This is a genomic window from Mycoplana azooxidifex (assembly GCF_014196765.1).
GTDB classification, from domain to species: domain Bacteria; phylum Pseudomonadota; class Alphaproteobacteria; order Rhizobiales; family Rhizobiaceae; genus Mycoplana; species Mycoplana azooxidifex.
Window position 1 is genome coordinate 15,686 of sequence record NZ_JACIEE010000013.1, and the last position, 18,343, is coordinate 34,028.

At 61.5% G+C, this 18,343-nt stretch carries 12 protein-coding genes; 6 read left to right on the forward strand and 6 right to left on the reverse strand.

Translation table 11 applies throughout. The features are described 5' to 3' along the window. Window positions 1–351: 351 nt before the first annotated feature. On the reverse strand, window positions 352–1,077 hold the full coding sequence (locus GGQ64_RS24325; protein ID WP_343059563.1) for an SDR family NAD(P)-dependent oxidoreductase: 726 nt from the start codon (window positions 1,075–1,077) through the stop codon (window positions 352–354). A gap of 272 nt (window positions 1,078–1,349) precedes the next feature. Here GGQ64_RS24325 and GGQ64_RS24330 point away from each other — a divergent pair, with 272 nt between their 5' ends. From GGQ64_RS24330 to GGQ64_RS24345, 4 genes are all read left to right on the forward strand, one after another. Further along, a complete protein-coding gene (locus tag GGQ64_RS24330; RefSeq protein ID WP_183807928.1) occupies window positions 1,350–1,922 on the forward strand; it encodes a helix-turn-helix domain-containing protein in 573 nt (190 codons plus the stop codon). 110 nt (window positions 1,923–2,032) lie between these two features. Continuing rightward, window positions 2,033–3,007 (forward strand): hypothetical protein, encoded by a 975-nt coding sequence (locus tag GGQ64_RS24335; RefSeq protein ID WP_183807929.1) that lies wholly within the window; start codon window positions 2,033–2,035, stop codon window positions 3,005–3,007. 573 nt (window positions 3,008–3,580) lie between these two features. After that, on the forward strand, window positions 3,581–4,030 hold the full coding sequence (locus GGQ64_RS24340) for a (2Fe-2S)-binding protein (RefSeq protein WP_183807930.1): 450 nt from the start codon (window positions 3,581–3,583) through the stop codon (window positions 4,028–4,030). A gap of 10 nt (window positions 4,031–4,040) precedes the next feature. Then, the gene (locus GGQ64_RS24345) at window positions 4,041–6,188 is read left to right on the forward strand and encodes a xanthine dehydrogenase family protein molybdopterin-binding subunit (protein ID WP_183807931.1); all 2,148 of its coding nucleotides are present in this window, start codon (window positions 4,041–4,043) and stop codon (window positions 6,186–6,188) included. A 626-nt stretch (window positions 6,189–6,814) separates the two neighbouring features. Here the strand turns inward: GGQ64_RS24345 and GGQ64_RS24350 are convergent. Continuing rightward, entirely contained in the window at window positions 6,815–8,035 is a 1,221-nt protein-coding gene (locus tag GGQ64_RS24350) for a hypothetical protein (RefSeq protein ID WP_183807932.1), read from the reverse strand. 163 nt (window positions 8,036–8,198) lie between these two features. Between GGQ64_RS24350 and GGQ64_RS24355 the strand changes: the two genes are divergently transcribed. Together GGQ64_RS24355 and GGQ64_RS24360 are read left to right on the forward strand one after the other, a co-directional pair. Then, window positions 8,199–9,383, forward strand: coding sequence for a sensor histidine kinase (locus GGQ64_RS24355; RefSeq protein ID WP_183807933.1), 1,185 nt, complete (start codon window positions 8,199–8,201; stop codon window positions 9,381–9,383). Window positions 9,384–9,510: 127 nt separating this feature from the next. Continuing rightward, window positions 9,511–10,884: a dihydrolipoyl dehydrogenase family protein gene (locus tag GGQ64_RS24360; protein WP_183807934.1), complete on the forward strand. Its 1,374-nt coding sequence runs from the start codon at window positions 9,511–9,513 to the stop codon at window positions 10,882–10,884. 34 nt (window positions 10,885–10,918) lie between these two features. Here GGQ64_RS24360 and GGQ64_RS24365 read toward each other — a convergent pair whose 3' ends face one another. The 4 genes from GGQ64_RS24365 to GGQ64_RS24380 form a co-directional block, all read right to left on the reverse strand. Then, window positions 10,919–12,430 (reverse strand): mechanosensitive ion channel family protein, encoded by a 1,512-nt coding sequence (locus GGQ64_RS24365; RefSeq protein WP_183807935.1) that lies wholly within the window; start codon window positions 12,428–12,430, stop codon window positions 10,919–10,921. A gap of 128 nt (window positions 12,431–12,558) precedes the next feature. After that, window positions 12,559–13,428 (reverse strand): alpha/beta hydrolase, encoded by an 870-nt coding sequence (locus GGQ64_RS24370; RefSeq protein ID WP_183807936.1) that lies wholly within the window; start codon window positions 13,426–13,428, stop codon window positions 12,559–12,561. A 49-nt stretch (window positions 13,429–13,477) separates the two neighbouring features. Continuing rightward, window positions 13,478–15,763: an FdhF/YdeP family oxidoreductase gene (locus tag GGQ64_RS24375; RefSeq protein WP_183807937.1), complete on the reverse strand. Its 2,286-nt coding sequence runs from the start codon at window positions 15,761–15,763 to the stop codon at window positions 13,478–13,480. 159 nt (window positions 15,764–15,922) lie between these two features. Further along, window positions 15,923–18,286 (reverse strand): PAS domain-containing sensor histidine kinase, encoded by a 2,364-nt coding sequence (locus tag GGQ64_RS24380; protein ID WP_183807938.1) that lies wholly within the window; start codon window positions 18,284–18,286, stop codon window positions 15,923–15,925. Between the last annotated feature and the right edge of the window lie 57 nt (window positions 18,287–18,343).

Genomic DNA, 18,343 nt, shown 5'->3' on the forward strand with positions numbered 1-18,343 from the left:
AGGGCTCAAGCCTACCTACTCAATCCCTCTGGAAAGATCTTACAAACACGATCAGGTCGGTGGTAAGTGGGCGACGTCACATCGATGCGGAGGTCGCCAACACCTTGGCGACATATGCCGTCGCGGAAGGTAACTCGAACCGAGAGATCGGCCTGGTCTGTCGATCACCGAGGAAGCCGTCAAAGGTCATATCACGAGCATACTGAACAAGCTTACCGCGAACGAAAGGCCCATGCAGTGGCGCTCGGCCTCAAGCGCGGTATCATCAGTCTATGAAGCCTGAATTCGGGCGGATTGTCGAATGGCCTACTTCGTCGCGGTGAACGGCGCGGCCAGCGCCGACAAGGGGGGCTACGCGTTGTACCCGCCGTCCACGTTCAGGACGCTACCAGTGATGAATGCCGCTCCAGGCCCTGCGAGAAACATGATTGCGTCGGCCACTTCAGACGGCTTGCCAAGCCTTCTGAGAACATTAGCCTCTCTTTCTGCCGCGAGCATTTCTCTGGATAAGCCATGATCCGCCTGGGATTCGATCGCGCCGATCTGAACCACGTTCACTGTAATGCCCCGGGGGGCGAGGTCATGCGCTGCCCCCCTACAGAAAGCGGCGATCGCCGCCCGCGTAGCCGCAAAATCGGCAAGTCCCGGAGTGCCGACACGGTCGGCAAGGCTGGAGCCCAGCGCGACCACCCGTCCGCCGTCGCTCATTGACTTGGAGGTAGCCTTGATAAGTGCGATGACGCTCCGGACATCCGTAGCCATCTGTTCGTCGAGTGCGTCTTCATCGACGTCCTCGTCATCGATCTGGCCTTCCACGCGGCGGATCGTGTTGGCGACGAGCACGTCGATCCGTCCCAGCGCCGCCACCACCGAGCGCACGAGTTGCGCCGCCTGGACGCCGTTCGGCGATCCCGTGATCGGAAACCAGACAACGCGCCCGCCGTAAGATCGTAGAGATTCGATGAAATGGGGAGGAGGTTCGCTCTCCAGCGCAAGCGCCAAATCCGCTCCGCTCTGCGCGAGCGCCTGGACAGTCGCCACGCCGATGTCGCTGCTTGCCCGCGTGACGAGAGCCACCCGGGAGCCTGCGACCCGGTTCGAATTAAGTCCCACCGCGCTCACTGGATGCCTCATAGCTTGCTTTGATCCGCGAGAACGCGAGCCGGACAAACGGCAAGGTCCTCCCAATGGTAGCTATCGGCCCGGCGTCGGCGAGTATTGTAAAATCCGGTTCTGAAAATTGTTAAAGGTCTGGCCTTAACACCATAACTTCTTTTTACATCCTATAACTCGATTTCACACGTCCCAACACGGCAACCTCACTGCATCGAAGCAGCGAGGACATCGCGATGGACACCTCCCTCTCTTTCAATACAGCCTTGGACGGCAGCGACGTCTCCCAGGTCTGGCATGCCGAAATAGACTATCGAACGATCGAAGGCTGGCTCGATCGACAGACCCTCACCGACAGAAGCGCCCCCGCGGTCGCCGTGGTCAAAGAGAAGGTCGCCTCCGGACTCAGCGAATGGCAGCGGAAGAAAATTATTCGCTATATCGATGAAAACGTCGACACCAGGCTCCGCGTGAGCGATCTCAGCGAGCAGGTCCGCCTGAGCGTGAGCAGATTTTCGAAGGGCTTCAACGTGACGTTCGGTCGCCCCCCGTACGACTACGTTCTCTCCCGGCGCATCGAGGCGGCGAAATACCTCATCGCATCGACCCAGGAGCCGCTCAGCCAGATCGCCCATGCCTGCGGTCTCAGCGACCAGGCCCACCTTTCCAAGGTATTCAAGCGCCTTGTCGGAACAACGCCCCTAAAGTGGCGCAAGAATGCCTCCGTGTCGAAGACTAGGCAGTGGGACTACCTTACCGCGGGCACCCGCCCGGAAGCCGACCGCGGCGCTCAGGTCTCCGTCGGTTAGGCCACGCGGCGCGCGCCTCCCTTGCGCGCCGCCACGATCGGTAACGGCGGGTAATCGTTACGACTGGTTGAACCGCCCGATCGAGTCTTCTGAACAGCCTGACGCTTGTCATGAGTTTTTCGGGGCACTGCAATTATGGCTCGTCCCTGTCCTCGGTGCTCAACGACTATGCGGTGCTGATGAGCCGTGCCGAACGGCTCTTGCTGGCGAAGCTCAAGGCTGGCCGGGTCTGGACCGGCGATCTCAAGGTCTCGTTTTACCAACATCTGGGGATCTCGGCGACGCATCTGGACATGGCGTACCGGCAGTTCCAGGCGAAGCTCAAGTCCGTGTCGGAACTGGCGAAGGACCGCAGCCACGACTCGACTGGCAGGATCGACAGCAAACGCGCCGATATCAGGCAGAAACAGATGGCCCTTACAAAGGCCAAGGCCACCGGTTCGAAACTGCTGGTCGAACGGATGACGGCCACTTCGATCTGTAGCTGCGCCTGCCACGTGCGCTGGCGCACGCGGCAGGGCGCTCCATCAGGTTCGCCGGTCAGCCTGTCGATTGTATCGACTTCGTCGGTCTCTCTTTCAATTATGGCAACCACGTCATTGAGTCAGCGCTGGGGGCAAGTCTCCGATTACCCTGAAGTTCGTCCGAGACGAGTGTCATGGAGGTCACCGTCGACGACAGGATCGATCGGGTGGCGGCCGACTTCGGTCGCGGCGCGCTCGGCGTCGACCTCAACGCTGGACATATCTCGGCGGCACTGCTCGACGCTTCCGGCAATCCGGTCGAAATCTTCAATTTTCCCTGCATACGGGAAGACATCGGACCAGGCGAAGGACACGGTCCGGAAAGTCGCCGCCGCGATCGCGTCGCTCGCCGCACGTCACGGTGTGCCGGTCGTCAGTGAGCACCTAAAATTCGCAAAGAAAAAGCTGGCGCTGGCGTCTTCGGGCGATGCTCGTTACGCCCGCCTGTTATCGGGGTTCGCGTACTCGGCGTTCGGCGGGGCGCTCGCCTTTGCCTGCCACCGAAGCGCCGTCGCGCATGGCCGTGTCAATCCCGCCTATAAATCGATATCGGTCGCGTGAAGTTCGCCCGCCGTTACGGCTTGAGCGTCCATGCCGCCGCATCCGTTACCATCGCCCGTCGGGCGATGGGTTATTCCGAGAGACTGCCCCGTTCCTCGACGGGCACCGTCGCGGTGCCGACGAACGGCTCGGACCATGTCACCCTCGACCTACCCGTGAGGAATGGTCAGAGGCATGTATGGTCCGGGTGGAACGGGCTGAACAAGGAGTATCACAAGAAGGCGTGTTGGCGCGGAGATCGTCGGGTCGCAGAACCCGACCCGGACGGCGACCCAAGACGCCGGACGGGCGGAGTGGGAGATCGCTCCATGGTCTTTCGGCGGAGGCGGGACGTTCCTGCCGGGTGCCGCTTCAGTCACGCGGCCCAGGGGTTGGCCGCATGCCAGGAAGAAATTCCTGAACTGAACTTCGTCTCGGATGTGAAACGGGCGTTTCAACCATTCGTGATGAATACCCGTGCAGGATCGTCCAATTATCCAGCCTCAAATTCTGTCACCGTGCGCGATGACAGTTTGACAGCCGGGCAGCCGAAATGCGGCGTATTCGCCGGAATGTCACGGAGAAGAGGCGAAAATGAAAAAGCTGACGATCAACGGCCAGGTCCACGATGTCGATGTGCCGGACGACATGCCGCTCCTTTGGGTGCTGCGCGACGTGCTGGGCCTGACCGGTACGAAATACGGCTGCGGCATCGCCCAGTGCGGGGCCTGCACGATCCATCTCGGGGGCGTCGCGGTGCGCTCCTGCCAAACGACGATGGACATGGTCGAGGACATACCAATCACCACAATCGAAGGTGTCGGCGACACTCCGATCGGCGCGAAAGTCCAGTCGGCATGGCTCGAGAAGGAAGTCGTGCAATGCGGATACTGCCAGTCCGGGCAGATCATGTCCGCTACGGCTCTTCTCACCGACAACCCGAGACCCACCGACACCGACATCGACGACGCCTTGGCCGGAAACATCTGTCGCTGCGGCACATATGTCCGAATCCGCGAAGCAATCCATTCGGTCACCGTGTGAGGGCTTCACAATGATCGAGAACCTCGTATCACGCAGGAATTTCCTCCGGGGAACCGCCCTTGCAACCGCAGGGCTCGTGTTGGCGGTCCAGCTTCCCGGAAACACCCGTCGCGCCTCCGCCGCGGTTGGCGAGCAGTCAAAGTTCATACCCAATGCCTTTGTCAAAATAGATACCGACGGCATTGCGCTGATCATGCCGCACACCGAGGTAGGCCAGGGTATCTACACCTCCAGCGCGATGCTCATGGCCGAGGAACTCGAGGTCGATCTCGACCAGGTGCGCGTTGAAGCAGCGCCTCCCGACCTCAAGAAGTACATGGACCCCATCCTCTTCGACCAGGCGACGGGTGGTTCCACGTCCACGCAGTCGGACTGGGTGCGGTTGAGGGAAGCGGGGGCGTCCGCGCGGATCATGCTGGTCGGAGCCGCGGCGGAACGGTGGGGAGTTTCCGCGGACGACTGCAGGGTCGAGAAAGGCATCATCCGTCACGACCCTTCCAGCCGTTCGTTGAGCTATCTCGACGTCGCGCCGGACGCCGCTACCCGAGAGGCACCCAAACAGGTCCCGCTCAAGGACCCGTCACAGTTCAGGCTTATCGGCACCAGGGCAAAGCGCCTGGACACCCCGGCCAAAGTCGACGGATCGCTGGTATACGGGATCGATACCCGGCTTCCGGGAATGGCTTACGCGACCCTCGCGATCGCGCCCGTGAAGGGCGGCAGGATCGCGAGCATGAACGAGGCAGCCGCGCGAGCGGTCAAGGGCGTCCGCGATGTCGTCCGAACCGAGGACTCAGTGGCCGTCATCGGCGAACATATGTGGGCCGCCAAGCTCGGTGTAGACGCGCTCGAACTGAGCTGGGAAAGCGGGCCGAATGCGTCTGTCTCGACCCAAGCGATCGTAAACGACATGCATGAGGCATCCCTCAAGCCGGGCGTGGTCGTGCGCGACGACAAAGGGGCGGCCGAGGCGATACGGAAGGCCAAGACAAAGCTCGATGCCATCTACCGTTCGCCATTCCTGTCGCATTCCCCGCTCGAACCGATGAACTGCACGCTGCACATCAAGGACGACCGTGCGGAGCTGTGGGTCGGGACCCAGGTCCCGGTCCGTGCCCAGAAGGCGGTAGCCGAGGCGACGGGACTTCCTCCCGAGAAAGTGACCGTGAACAATCAGCTTATGGGCGGCGCTTTCGGACGGCGTCTCGATATCGACACGATAGAGCAGGCGGCAAAGCTCCTGCGGAATATACGGTATCCCGTTAAACTGGTTTGGACTCGCGAGCAGGACCTGACGCACGATTTCTTCCGACCGTACTACTACGACCGTGTATCGGCCGGACTGGACGACGCGGGCCGCCTAGTGGGGCGCACGCACAGGGTGACAGGTTCGTCCGTCATGGCCCGTTGGGCACCCCCGGCCTTTGTCAACGGAATCGATCCAGACTCTCTGGATTGTGCAGCCGAGACCCCGTACGACGAGACCTCCGTTTTCGCAGACTATGTCCGCCACGAGCCGGAGGGACTGACTACTGCCTGGTGGCGGGGCGTCGGCGCTACCCACAATCTTTTCGTAATTGAGAGCTTTGTGGATGAGATGGCGTACGCGATCGGGCAGGACCCCGTCGATTTCAGAAGAAAGATGCTGACCAGGAACCCGCGGGCGCTGGCCGTACTCGAACTGGCTGCCGAGAAGGCGGGGTGGAAGGACAAGCTCCCCCAGGGCCGCGGACGCGGCGTCAATCTGCAGTTCGCCTTCAACACCTACCTCGCGCATATTCTCGAGATCGAGGTCGTCCCCGGCAAGGAGGTGAAGCTTCTGCGTTCCGTATTGGCGGTGGATTGCGGGATTGTTATCAACCCGGATACCGTCAGGGCGCAGATGGAAGGAGGCGTGCTGTTCGGGCTTGGCACCGCGATGTTCAACGAGGTGACCTTCACCGACGGAGCCGTGGACCAGAGCAATTTCGACAACTATCGAATCCTCCGCATCAACGAAGCGCCCAAAGTCGAGGTCTATCAGGTGAAGAGCCTCGAGAAGCCCGGTGGCGTCGGGGAAGCCGGAACGGCGGCGGCCGCAGGCGCGCTGGCGAACGCGATATTCTCGGCGACAGGAAAACGCATTAGGTCGCTCCCCCTTTCAGAGGCCGCGGTATGAAACCGCGACCTCGCTGGCGGGAGAAAACGTGGAACTATCGGCGATCGACCGAATGACGGACGGCTTAGGCCGTAGCGTCAGCTATTTGCGTGTGTCGGCGACGGGCCGTTGCGATTTCCGCATTTCCTTCCAAAGGACGGGCTCCTGACCATCGGGAACTCGAATGGCTTCGCTTCTGGTGCGCAAGGGAATGATGGACCTTGTCCAGGCGCTCGGTCGCAAGATCGGATCGGGGCACGACGAGTGGACGTTGACAACGAACGGTTCCCAACTCGCACAGTACGCGGCGCAGCTTGTGGACCCTGGCGTTCGAAGGCTCAATGTGTTGCTGGACTGGCTACAGGCCGACCAGTTCCGTAGTTCACGAGGCGACGGGGCTCGCAAGGGTACTGGATGGGATCGAGGCAGCCCTCCGCGCGGGACTGAAAATCGTCGAGCTTGGGCGGGCGATCGACGGGAGAATCGCCCGCAAACCGCGGGGTCGGCAGGGGGGAAAAGCCCGCCGTTCGCCCCCATATGAGCGTGACGGGGGGCGACCGCCAGTCCCGAATCCGCCGGTCTCCGACAAATCTCCGTGGACGCGAGCTACCGGGACTTATTGGAAGCCGGACGGCGACAGCAAGCGGTTATGCATCTTCGAGGATTTCAACCATTCGCGCGAGCAGTCCGTCGGTCCCCCCCACGGAAGTATGTACGAGGCTGAGGGCCCCGTCGAACGTGGCTGCAGCCACTACGTCCTGGCCCGGAACCGAGCGAAGCGCCGGGGCCCACATCTTCTCGACGACGAGATCGCCAAAGCGGGTCGGCATCCGCAATACGCCGAAATTCGTCATCACGCCGTCAAATGGACCGTGCTCGACCACGCGCGTCCTCGTCGCTTCGTAGCTCGGGTCGTCGACGCAACGCTTTGCGATATCCCCGACCATCCAAAGGGCCATCTTCCTTTCGCGGAATTTGGCGATCTGTTCGTGCACCCGGTGAACCTCGTCCCAGAACGCCGTCTCGCCCTTCTCGAACGGAGTTATCGCGATCGACAGCGATAGGCCGACGTGCTCGGGAATATCGAACTCGGTTTTGAGATCGATCGGAGACATGACCCGCAGCGGTTTTTCCGCCCAGCGTTCGTTCAAGGAGACAATCGCCCGCCCGAGCGCGGCGGTAATTATGGAGTTTATCGTCGTGGCCCGGGATTTCGCGGTTTGACGAAGCCCTGCCAGGTGAGCCTTGTCGAATTCCACGGCATCGACCGTCGTTCCTGTTAAGGAAGAGCCGGATCTGGCCCCGTTTCCGACCGCCTCGCCGCCGACTGTGGAATGCCGGCGGAAGAGCGGTACCTCCAGCCCGATTCTGTCCTCGAGCCTGACGTCGTCGGCCGCAGTGGAAATATCCGCTCCGCTCAGTGCGGTCAGCACTTCGTGCATCACGAAGACGGCCGCCAGACCGTCCGCGACGGCATGATTGAATGTGAGGAACAATGTCGTCGAACCGGATCCGGAAACCATGGTGGCACGAACAAGTGGAATGTCGACCGAAATGATTGGGTTGTTCATCTCGCTCTCGGCGATCCGCTCCCAAGTGGTCATCGGGGCCGCTTTTGACGACAAGGGGATCGGGCGCTCCGAAAGCAAGAAGCAATGCGTGCCATCCTCGCTCCACCCCAGGGAAACCCTGAGGAGGACGTGCCGTTCCTGCACCTTGGCGAGCGCGGCGACAACTGCCGATTCCGACAGCGTGCCGGAAATGCGCGCCGCAATCGTGAAGTTCATCGTACCGTCCTCGCCGTAGGCGGCAAAGAGATGCTCGAGCGCGCCGAGGGTCCTCAGCATTCGGGATGTGGCGATGGTCATGTCGTATCCTGTCATCGGAGTTTGCATGCCTCCGGATACGCATAAAGCTCCAGGCCATATTGGAGAATCCGGCCGCGGAGACGAACGAAACCGTCTGTTCTTGAGGGGGATGAAGTCGCTGCGCTCGATCTCGCTCATGCGTCAGCACGACCCCAAAGGATGAATGGCATTCGTCTCGGATGTGAAACGGACGTTTCAACCATTCGTGACGAGTACCCGGCTGAATCGTCCTATTCCGCTCGGACACGAGGGCATAGCCATGGTGAGATCAACAGCCCATGCGGCGACCCGCGAAAATTTGGTGTCGAACATGCCTCAGCCCTATCCCATCCTCGTCGAAGCGCTCACACAGATCGCAGCTTCCAACGACAGCGACCAGATTTCGGAAATTGCCCACAATGCCGCGCGACGCATCCTGTCGGCCGAGGCCATCGCGCTGATCCAATCGAAAGCCGGGATGATCGGGGACGTGCAAGCACCGTCACCATTCACCAGGCCAGCACTCTCGTTCCTGCCCGATCCCGGCGCAACGGTGATTGCCGCTAGCGCTATGGGGGATGAGATTCGCTCGAAGGACTGTGCCCTGTCGGGATTTGCCGGGGGTGTCCAGACTCCATCGAGATTGCTTCATTCGCCGATCGAGGAGGTTTCCAATTTGGTCTCCGAGGATACGCTGTCCGATACGCTCGGTGAGATCGTCGCAGCGCAGACACTCGCGCGCGCGGCGTCGGCAGCGATCTCACGCTGCATCGATCTCGGTGAGCAGACTCAAGCGAGTGCGCATTTGAGGCTTGAGCGCGACGAAGTGCGGCATCGCCTCAAGAACGTCTATGCTTCGGCGATCGGCCTCGCCAACCTTTCCCTGCCGAGAGAACACTCGAAAGAATTCGCGCAACGCCTAAGGACTTTGGCGGAGGTGCACGACTTCCTAGACAACGAAGGCAGGGATAATCCCGGTATTCCGCTGCGGGAGCTTCTTGCGGGAGTCCTCTCTCCATATCACGACCCGGACATGCCGCGGATATTGGCAGAAGGCCCCGATATAGAGATAAGCTCCACGATTGCCGTGGCGTTGGGTCTTCTGGCGAACGAGCTGGCCACCAACGCCCTCAAGCATGGCTCGCTTTCCGTCGGATCGGGCCAGATCCTGATCCAGTGGACTTGCTGCGATGGGGAGATCGGCCTTTTGTGGAGAGAGATCGGCGGACCGGAAGCCGATTGCACCGCGCCTGCGAGCCAGGGCTCGAAACTGATGCGGATGATCGTGGAGAGCCAACTTCGCGGAAACATGGAGCATGCCGTGACGCGGTCGGGCCTCCGCTTCTCCGTGCTGTTCCCGATGGGCTGACCGCCACGAGGAACCCCGTCGCCGGAAGCCACAGCGTACGTTTGGCGAGAGGCTCGATTTTTACAATCGCCCGCCATCGTCAGCTGCTTTTCTCCGAGGGGAGATCAATCCCAAAGGAGAGACGACAATGGCTCAAGTGGAAACCTTCGACATCCTCGTGTTCGGAGGGGGCAAGGCAGGCAAGACCCTCGCAATAGAGCAGGCAAAGGCAGGCAAGCGCGTCGCCGTGATCGAGGCGGGCCTCATCGGCGGGTCTTGCATCAACATCGCCTGCATCCCGAGCAAGGCTCTGATACGGAGCGCGGAAGTGGCGCACGCCACCCGCAGAGCCTCCGAATTCGGCACGCAGGCCGAAAACATCCGAACCAGTCTCGATCTCGTCCGCAACCGTACCGCCAGCGTGGTGGCGGAAATGGTCGCCTTCAACCAGACCGGGTTTGATGCCAGCGGCTTCGAGCTGGTGATAGGCTGGGGACGGTTCGTTTCTCCCAAGACGATCGCCGTGGAGACCGGAAACGGCGTCAGGACGCTGATGGGCGACAAGGTGTTTATTAACCTCGGGACCACGGCCGCCGTACCCGATGTCCCCGGATTGGCGGCTGCCGACCCGATCACCCACGTCGAAGCCCTACAGCTCGGCGACATGCCCACGCACCTGCTCGTTCTCGGCGGCGGCTATATCGGCATGGAACTCGGGCAGGCATTCCGTAGGCTCGGCGCGGACGTCACCATCATCGAGCACGGCACACGCCTTGCTCCGAGAGAAGACGAAGATGTCAGCGCCGCCTTGCTTGGCGTTCTGCAGGACGAGGGCGTCAATGTCGCTCTGAACTGCGCGGGAACGGCGGTGGCAGGAAAGTCCGGACAGGCGGTAAGCATCACGACGGCGGACGGCCGCATTTTTGAAGGGTCGCACCTGCTGGTCGCGGCTGGCCGACGTCCGCGCACCGGGGGGATTGGCCTCGATCTAGCGGGAGTGGAGCTCGATGGGCGAGGGTTCGTGAAGGTGGACAACCTTCTAAGAACCACGGCGCAAGACGTCTGGGCGATGGGCGAGGTCGCGGGAACGCCGATGTTCACCCATGCCTCCCTCGACGACTATCGCGTGGTATCCGGTCAACTCAAGGGCGGCGATAGAACCACGGACGGGCGGATGATTCCGTACTGCGTGTTCATCGACCCCGAATTCGCGCGTGTGGGTCTGAACGAAAGCGAAGCGCGTTCCAGGAACCTCGAATACCGCATAGCAAGGCTGCCGATGGACGTCGTTCCGAGAGCGCGGACCCTTTCACAGAGAAAGGGATTCATGAAGACGCTCGTCGCGAAGGACACCGACCGCATCCTCGGGTTCGGAATGCTGGGCGTCAACGCAGGTGAAGTCATGAGCGTCGTGCAGATGGCGATGCTGGGCGATCTGCCCTTCACGGTTCTGAGAGACGGGATTTTCGCCCATCCGACTATTTCCGAAGGCCTGAATATGCTTTTTGCCAACGTGAGGTGACGTGCCCCAGCGGTCGCCGAAATTCCGGCGGCCGCTACCTAAGTGCCGTTTCCCGTGGAATCTCGAAAAGCCGCCGGATGCGCGTGGCCAGGGTGTCGGGATGCGTGCCATGCGACGTTAGGCTCGCGTTGGACAGATGCTCTTCTTCCTCCATTCGCCTTGAAAGCAAGATCCCGAGTTCTTCCGCCAAGGCCGGACGGTCGCGCATGACTGCCGCCAGATCCTCTTTGATTATCTCGTAAATGACCACGAAGGTGAGCGCCTTTGTATCGCCAGACTCCGCGGCGTCGATCAGGACCCCTCGTTCGCCGAAGAGGTCGCCCGGCGATAGCCGCGCAAGCTCGACCAGATGTCCGTTTTCCTGGCGCTGTATCGCCGCGACGCCTGTCCGCATGATCATAAGGGACGAGAGCTTGCTTCCTTGCGACGCGATGAGAGTATCTTTCTGGTAGGTGTGGCGCGTCATCGCCGACGCGAGAGCGTCCTTCTCGTCGTCCGTCAGCGTAGCGAAAAGCGGGATCGACTCGAGCAGCCGCCAAGGAGTTCCCGGATGCTTGGCGGATTGGGTCTCCGCGGAAAATTCGGGATACAGGACGGCGACCTCACGCGGCGCGGCCAGCTTCAGCCCGTTGGCTTTCGAATGTCGGTAGATCAGATCGTAGACCTCGCTTTTCGCAGCGCCGGCGGCAGAGAATCCGGAAACGCGAAAAGCCAGCTCGATGTCGACGGCCTGACTGTCGATACCGACGACCAGCGCCGTAGGCGGCGGCGACTTGAGGATGGCGAGGCTGCTCAGCAGGACCGTCCGCATCGTCTCCTCGATAGCGGCCGGAGTGCGGGTGGGGAGGAACCGCACGGTGATCGAGACGCCATGCATCTCTTCCGGGCGCGTCAGGTTGACAAGGCGCGCCTTTGCCAAGGTGCTATTCGGCAGGACGACAAGGTCGTCGGTGCCGTTCACGAGGTGCGTCGACCTCCAATTGGTTTCCACCACGCGCCCCTGGAAGCCTCCTTCCAGTACGATCCAGTCGCCCACGGCGTAGGGGCGACCGAGGTTGAGCGCTATACCGGAAAAGACGTCATTGAGCGTGCTCTGCAGTGCCAGACCCAAAACGATCGCGAACACACCGGAAGTAGCGATCAGCGTTCCGACCGGAAGGCTGAAGACATTGGCTATCAATGCCAGGCCTGCTCCGAGGTAGATGATGCCGACGAGCAGATCCTGGGCAAGTCGGCCTTCCCGTGGCTTGTTCTCGAGAATGAGGAACAGCCGGACAGCACTGACCAGGACCACAGCTGCGCCGATCCACCACACGGCCTTGAGAAGTCCGGTGGTTATCCTCCGCGATAGCACGTCGTCTCCGAAATCGGGAGAATAGGGAGCTATGTCGTGGGACAACAGGGTGGCGGTCAAAAGCGCGAAGAAGCAGACGCTGACGATGAACCTGATCGTGGGATTCCGGCCGAGGGCGACGCGGACAGCCACCGTCGCCAAGACCAGGACGGAGAACTGCAATACTGGGTTCCAAAGGAGTTGCTCGATCATGTCGCTCTTCATCGGCTAGGTTAGGTGGCCAAAGAAGAATGCACGGCGCGGCGGAAGCAGGATTGTCTTTTATCGCTCCCGCCTCCAAGGCGACGGCTCACTACAGGCAACGCTGTCCGACGTTGACGTCAGGTCGAGGCGTAAAAAAGGTCGACCGGAAGGTCCGGTGCAATCCCGGTCAAATGGCGATCCGGGTTGCCGAGGGCGTTTCTGGAGATCTCGGAATCTTTGGGAGAAAGCACTTCGCGAAAAAACTGGATCGTGGAAGGCAGCGCAGACAACAGGTATTCCGAACCATGTTCCGGCCCTTCCAGAAGGCTCACTGTGCATGGCACGCCACGCTCTGTCATCGCTTCTTGCATCAAAGCTACGCCCCGGACAGGAATGACCTCATCCGTCGAATTGAAAAGGAGCATCCGCCCCGCCTTCGGAGTAACCCGGGTCAGAGGGCTGGTCGAAGCGAGGAGGCTGAGGTTGTTGGCGACGATAGCCAGTACGACACTCCTCAGATACGGCACCTGCTCGCCTGCCGCAGCGATCGCATCCCAGCTGACACCGTAGTAGTCACGCAGATGGTCACTGTCACCGAGAGCAGCCGTGCTGTCCATGAAGCCTTTGAAGTCGATCAATGCGGACCATGCCACGACGGGGACGCCCTCCTGCAAGCCGACCTCGATCGCGACGGTGCCGCCCGTGCCCACACCCATGACCGCGACGCAAGCCCGGCCGAATTCGAAATCGGAAGCGCGAAGCCAGCGGAGCGCGGCGGCCGCGTCGTTCAGCGCCCGGCCGTGCGGACCGCTTCGATCAAGGTTGAAATTCGCGGAGAACACGACGAACCCCGACTTGCACAGGCGCTCGGCCAGCGCCGTCTCTCCGCTCTTGTCGCCAGCGAGCCATCCGCCGTGCAAAAGGAGGATCGCCCCTGAAGGAGCGTCCGGCACGTATGCGTCCAGCGCGAGACGATCGCCGAATTCCAGATCGACGAGAACTCGCATGGCCTACTCCTCTGTTGCAAACCCGGCTCTCGCGGATGCTGTGGGCGGCTCAGGCCGCTGCGGAAACGATCACAGGAACGCTCTTGTAGGACGGCGTGCCGGATAGTCGGTCGTAGTGTTCGAGCGTGATGACCACGTTGAGTTCCGGGTAGTAACCAGCCACCGATCCCTTGGGGATGTTGTACTCGACCACGGTGAACTTGCTCGCCTTCCGAGGCTCGCTCGAGAGTGTCGCGGTCAGGTCTATGAGATCGCCGTCACGCAGTCCGCGGTCGTCGAGGTCCGTCTTGTTCATGAATACGACATCCCGCCTGCCAAAAACGCCGCGATAGCGGTCGTCGAGCCCGTAGACGGTGGTGTTGTACTGGTCGTGACTACGGATCGTCGTCAACATCAGCGCATCCCGATTGCGGAGCAGATGATCGCCATCCAGCCCGGGCGGCAGCATGAAAGTCGCCTTTCCGCTTTCGGTTTTCCACACGCGGTAGGATGCCGGGATATCGAGGCGGAAACCGCCCTTGACGCGGACGCGCTTGTTGAACTCGTGGAAATCCGGGAACACGATCTCGATCTTGTCGCGGATGCGGTCGTAGTTGCTTATCAGCCCGTCCCAGTCGATGCCGTGGCGCGACCCGAGCGTAGCCTTCGCGATCCCCGCGATGATAGCGGGTTCGGAACGGAGCAGGGGGCCTGGCGGATTGAGAAAACCCCGGGACGCGTGGACCATCGACATGGAGTCCTCGACCGTAACCGACTGTGGGCCCGACGCCTGGGTGTCGAGATCCGTGCGACCGAGACAGGGGAGAATAATCGAAGTCCTGGCCAGCAGGAGGTGCGAGCGGTTGAGCTTCGTCGCGATGTGAACCGCGAGACCAAGCTTCCGCATCGCCTCGAAGGTGGCGTCGGGATCCGACATCGCTACGGCGAGGTTTCCGCCAAGGCAGACGAGCGCCTTGGACCTACCTTCCGCTATCGCCGCGATCGTCTCGAGCGCGTTGTGGCCCTTTTCGCCGGACGGCCGGAAGCCGAAGGCCCTTTCCATGCCGTCCAGCAATGCCGCGTTCGGTATTTCCGTTATACCGACGGTGCGATCGCCCTGGACGTTCGAATGACCGCGGAGAGGGCAAATTCCTGCCCCCTTCCGACCCATGTTTCCGCGAAGCATCAGCAAATTCGCCAGCTGCTGCACGTTCGCGGTTCCGTTCTCGTGCTGCGTGACTCCCATCCCGTAGCAGATGATGACGTTCTTCGCGTTGATGTAGACGTCTGCCGCGCTGGAGAAGGCCTCCATGGCCAGCCCGGAAACCTCGAGGATGCTTTCCCAGCTGGTGGCTTCGACGTCCTGCCGCAGGTCGTCGAACCCGACGGTGTGCTCGGCGATGAACGCGCGGTCGAGTACGCCATCACCGCCCTTGCGGATATCGGCATCGTCCTTCTCGAAAACCATCTTCATCAGACCGCGAAGGGTGGCGATGTCGCCGCCGATACGAAGCTGATGATATGCGGAAGCGATCGGCGTGGAGGATAAGGTCACCATCTCGACCGAGTTTTGGGGAGCCGCGAATTTTTCCAGCGCCCGCTCCCTGAGCGGATTAAAGACCACAATCGGCACGCCTCTCCGCGAGGCTTCGTGCAGCGTCGTCATCATGCGCGGATGGTTGGTGCCCGGATTGTGGCCGAAGCTGAAGATGGCGTCCGTATGATCAAAGTCCTCCAACAGGACCGTCCCCTTGCCGACGCCGATTGACTTGGGCAACCCGACGCTCGTCGCCTCATGGCACATATTCGAGCAATCGGGGAAGTTGTTGGTGCCGAAGGCGCGAACGAACAGCTGGTACATGAAAGCCGCTTCGTTCGACGCTCGGCCGGAGGTGTAGAACTCGGCCATGTTCGGATCGGGCAGCCTGTTGAGCTCCGACGCGATAATTTCGAGCGCGTCGTCCCACGCGATTGCCTCGTAGCGGTCGCGGCTCCGGTTGTAGCGAAGTGGAGTCGTCAGCCGCCCGGCGTCTTCGAGCTTGTGATCGGTCCAGGTCCAAAGCTCTTCGACCGTGTTGTTCTCGAAGAAGTCCGGGCCAACACGGCGTGCCGTGGATTCCCATGTGATCGCCTTTGCCCCGTTCTCGCAGAATTCGAATGACGAGGTGTGTTTGGGATCGGGCCACGCGCAGCCGGGGCAATCGAAGCCGTCCGGCTGGTTCGCCTTGAGGAGCGTCGCGGTCCCCTGAGCGATCACCTGCTGATGGGCCAGGGTCTTTGCCACTGCCTTGAGAGCACCCCAGCCGCCCGCCGGGTCATCGTAGCTCTCGATACCTTCCGGACGCTCATCCTGCATATCCTGTTCCTCTCTGCCGTTCTATCCGCGTGCGCGTGCCACGGAATGCCGCGTGCCCCGCAGACCTCTCTGCCCGGTCGAAGGATGTCAGCATTAAGGAGATGGTATTGTAAGAAAACGCCGCCATCGCACTTTGCCGCGTCCGGACGCATCAAAGCCTTACGCGCGCCGCTCGACTGCAAACGGAAGGTCGAACGCGAAGCGGGCACCGCCTTGGGGCAGATTGGCCACCGTCAGTTGCCCGCCCATTGCCGCCACGGCGGAGCGGCAGATTTCCAGCCCCATCCCGATGCCGGTCGCCTTGGTCGTGAAAAAGGGTTCGAACAGTTTCTGAATGAACTCCTCGGGTATTCCTGGCCCCGTGTCGCTGACCCGGACCTCCACCGAGGTGTCTTTGGCAATCAACTCGATCGTTACCCGCCGTGCTCCGTGCTGGTCGCGCATGGCGTCGATCGCATTATTCACGAGGTTGACGAAAACCTGCTGAAGCTCGACCGGATCACCCATGATCGCCGGGACGGTCTTTGCACAGACCACATCGAGTTCGACGTCCGCCCGTTTCAGATCGTGGTCGATGAGATCACGCGTTTCCAGAGCAAGCCGATGAAGGTCGGTCGCTCCAACCGCCCTCCGTCGCCCGACGAGGTTCTCGCGGGTCCGCTGGACGATGCCCGCCACACGCTGCGCGTTCTTCTCCATCCGCTGCAATATGCGGTCAACACCTTCGATGTCCGGGGCTTCGCGTGCGATCATCCGGATCCCCGTCCGCGCGTCGAAGACCATGGAGGTGATAGGCTGGTTCAGTTCGTGCGCGATCGAGGCGGAGAACGCCCCGACAGTCGCGATGCGGTTCGCGCGCGCCATTTCCGCCTGTGCCGCCTGGCGCATCTGCTCGATGCGCTCCTGCTCGGAAAGGTCGAGGTGGCTGGACAGATGCAGCCCGTCGGAAAGCCTGGTCACCGTGAAGTAGACGGGTATACGCCGACCGGCCTTCCCAACGAGGACCGTGCGGCCGTCGATGTGGTGGATGCCGTGAAAATACATCTCGAGCTGGCGAAGTAGAACCTCCGCGCCATCCTCCGCGTTCTGCGTGGGCGGGTTGGCGACGAGGTCGGCGACACTCTCGTACCCCATAAGCCGCGCCAGCGCTTCGTTCACCCTCGTCGTCCGGATCGCGCCGAGCGTGCGCGCCAGTTCGTCGGGATTGGCCGCCATGTATGCCCGCAAGTCGGTCACGCCCCGGTCCTTGATCGCGTCGAGCATCTTTTCGGCTTCGCTGAAATCCATCTCCGCAAAGGTCATGTTGCTGACGTCGAAAAGCCCCGCGTACCGCTGTTCCGTCAACATCAGCTCGGAAGTCCGTTCCGCCACCCGCTGCTCGAGGGTCTCGTTGAGTTCCTTGACCTTCTGATGCGACGTCACCTCGTCATGGATATCCGAGACACCGCCGTAATACCTGATTTCGTCCGGGGTCTCGCCCAGTCGAATGGGTCGCCCAACCAACGACATCCAGCGGTACTCTCCGGTCGCATGACGCAGTCTGTAGGTCGCGCGCATTTCCGTGCGGCCGAAGATCGCGTCTCGCCATACCTGCGAAAACCGTTCCCGGTCATCCGGATGAATGTCGTCCGCATGATCCTGGCGCTCGATCGTCGCCTGGACATCCCTTCCGGTGATTTCGGTGTAGCGACGGTTGTAGAAGTCGATTCTCCCCTCGGGATCGGCACGCCACAAAATCTGCGGGACCGAGTCCGTGAAGTTCACCAGGTCTGTCCTGCTGATCTCCAATTCGTCCCGGACGAGTTGGAGCTGCTGTTTAGCGACCACCTCGTCGTGGACGTCAGAAAGTCCGCCGAAGCGCTCCACCTGGTCGGTCAGGGGCGAGTAGGCCGGATTGTCGTAGATTTGCATCCAGCGGTAAGAACCGTCCGCCTGGCGTATCCTGACCTTGAGGTTCGTGACGGTGCGGTTGGCGACAGCGGCGGAAACGGTCTCGTTCAGAACGGGAATGTCATCGGGGTGGACGACGTCGTTGTAGCGCTGACCTTCCAGAACCGTCAACCGGTCCAAACCAGTGACCGTCGTCCAGCTCGCGTTCAGGTATTCGATCTCGCCGCGGGGGTTCGACCGCCACAGGACGTAGGGTACGGAGTTCGCGAAAAGATCGACTTCGGCGCGGCTCCGCTCCAGGTCCCGCTGGGTCGCCTCGAGCCGCTTCCTGCTGACGAGCAGGGCCGCCGTGACACCGATCGCAATGCAGGCAAACAGGCACCGCAGCACGCTTGCAGGCGTGGGGCTGTCAAGATGGACGACAACCCAGGCCAAAACGGCCAGCGCCACGCAGCCCTGGGCAGCGCGCGTCACTTCTTTGCCGTTGCCCGCCGCGGAGACGAGGACAAGGACGGCAAGGTAAAGGATCGCGACCGACGACTCGTATTCCGCTATGCTGTCGATCCAGAACACAAGCGCGGCCAAAGCGGTGGCCACCGCCAGGAACAATGGTCTCCTCAGTCGTTCAGTCATGCCGCTCAGGCCCTCGTACGGTCAGCCGTACAGATGGCCGTCCCCACAAATACGAAT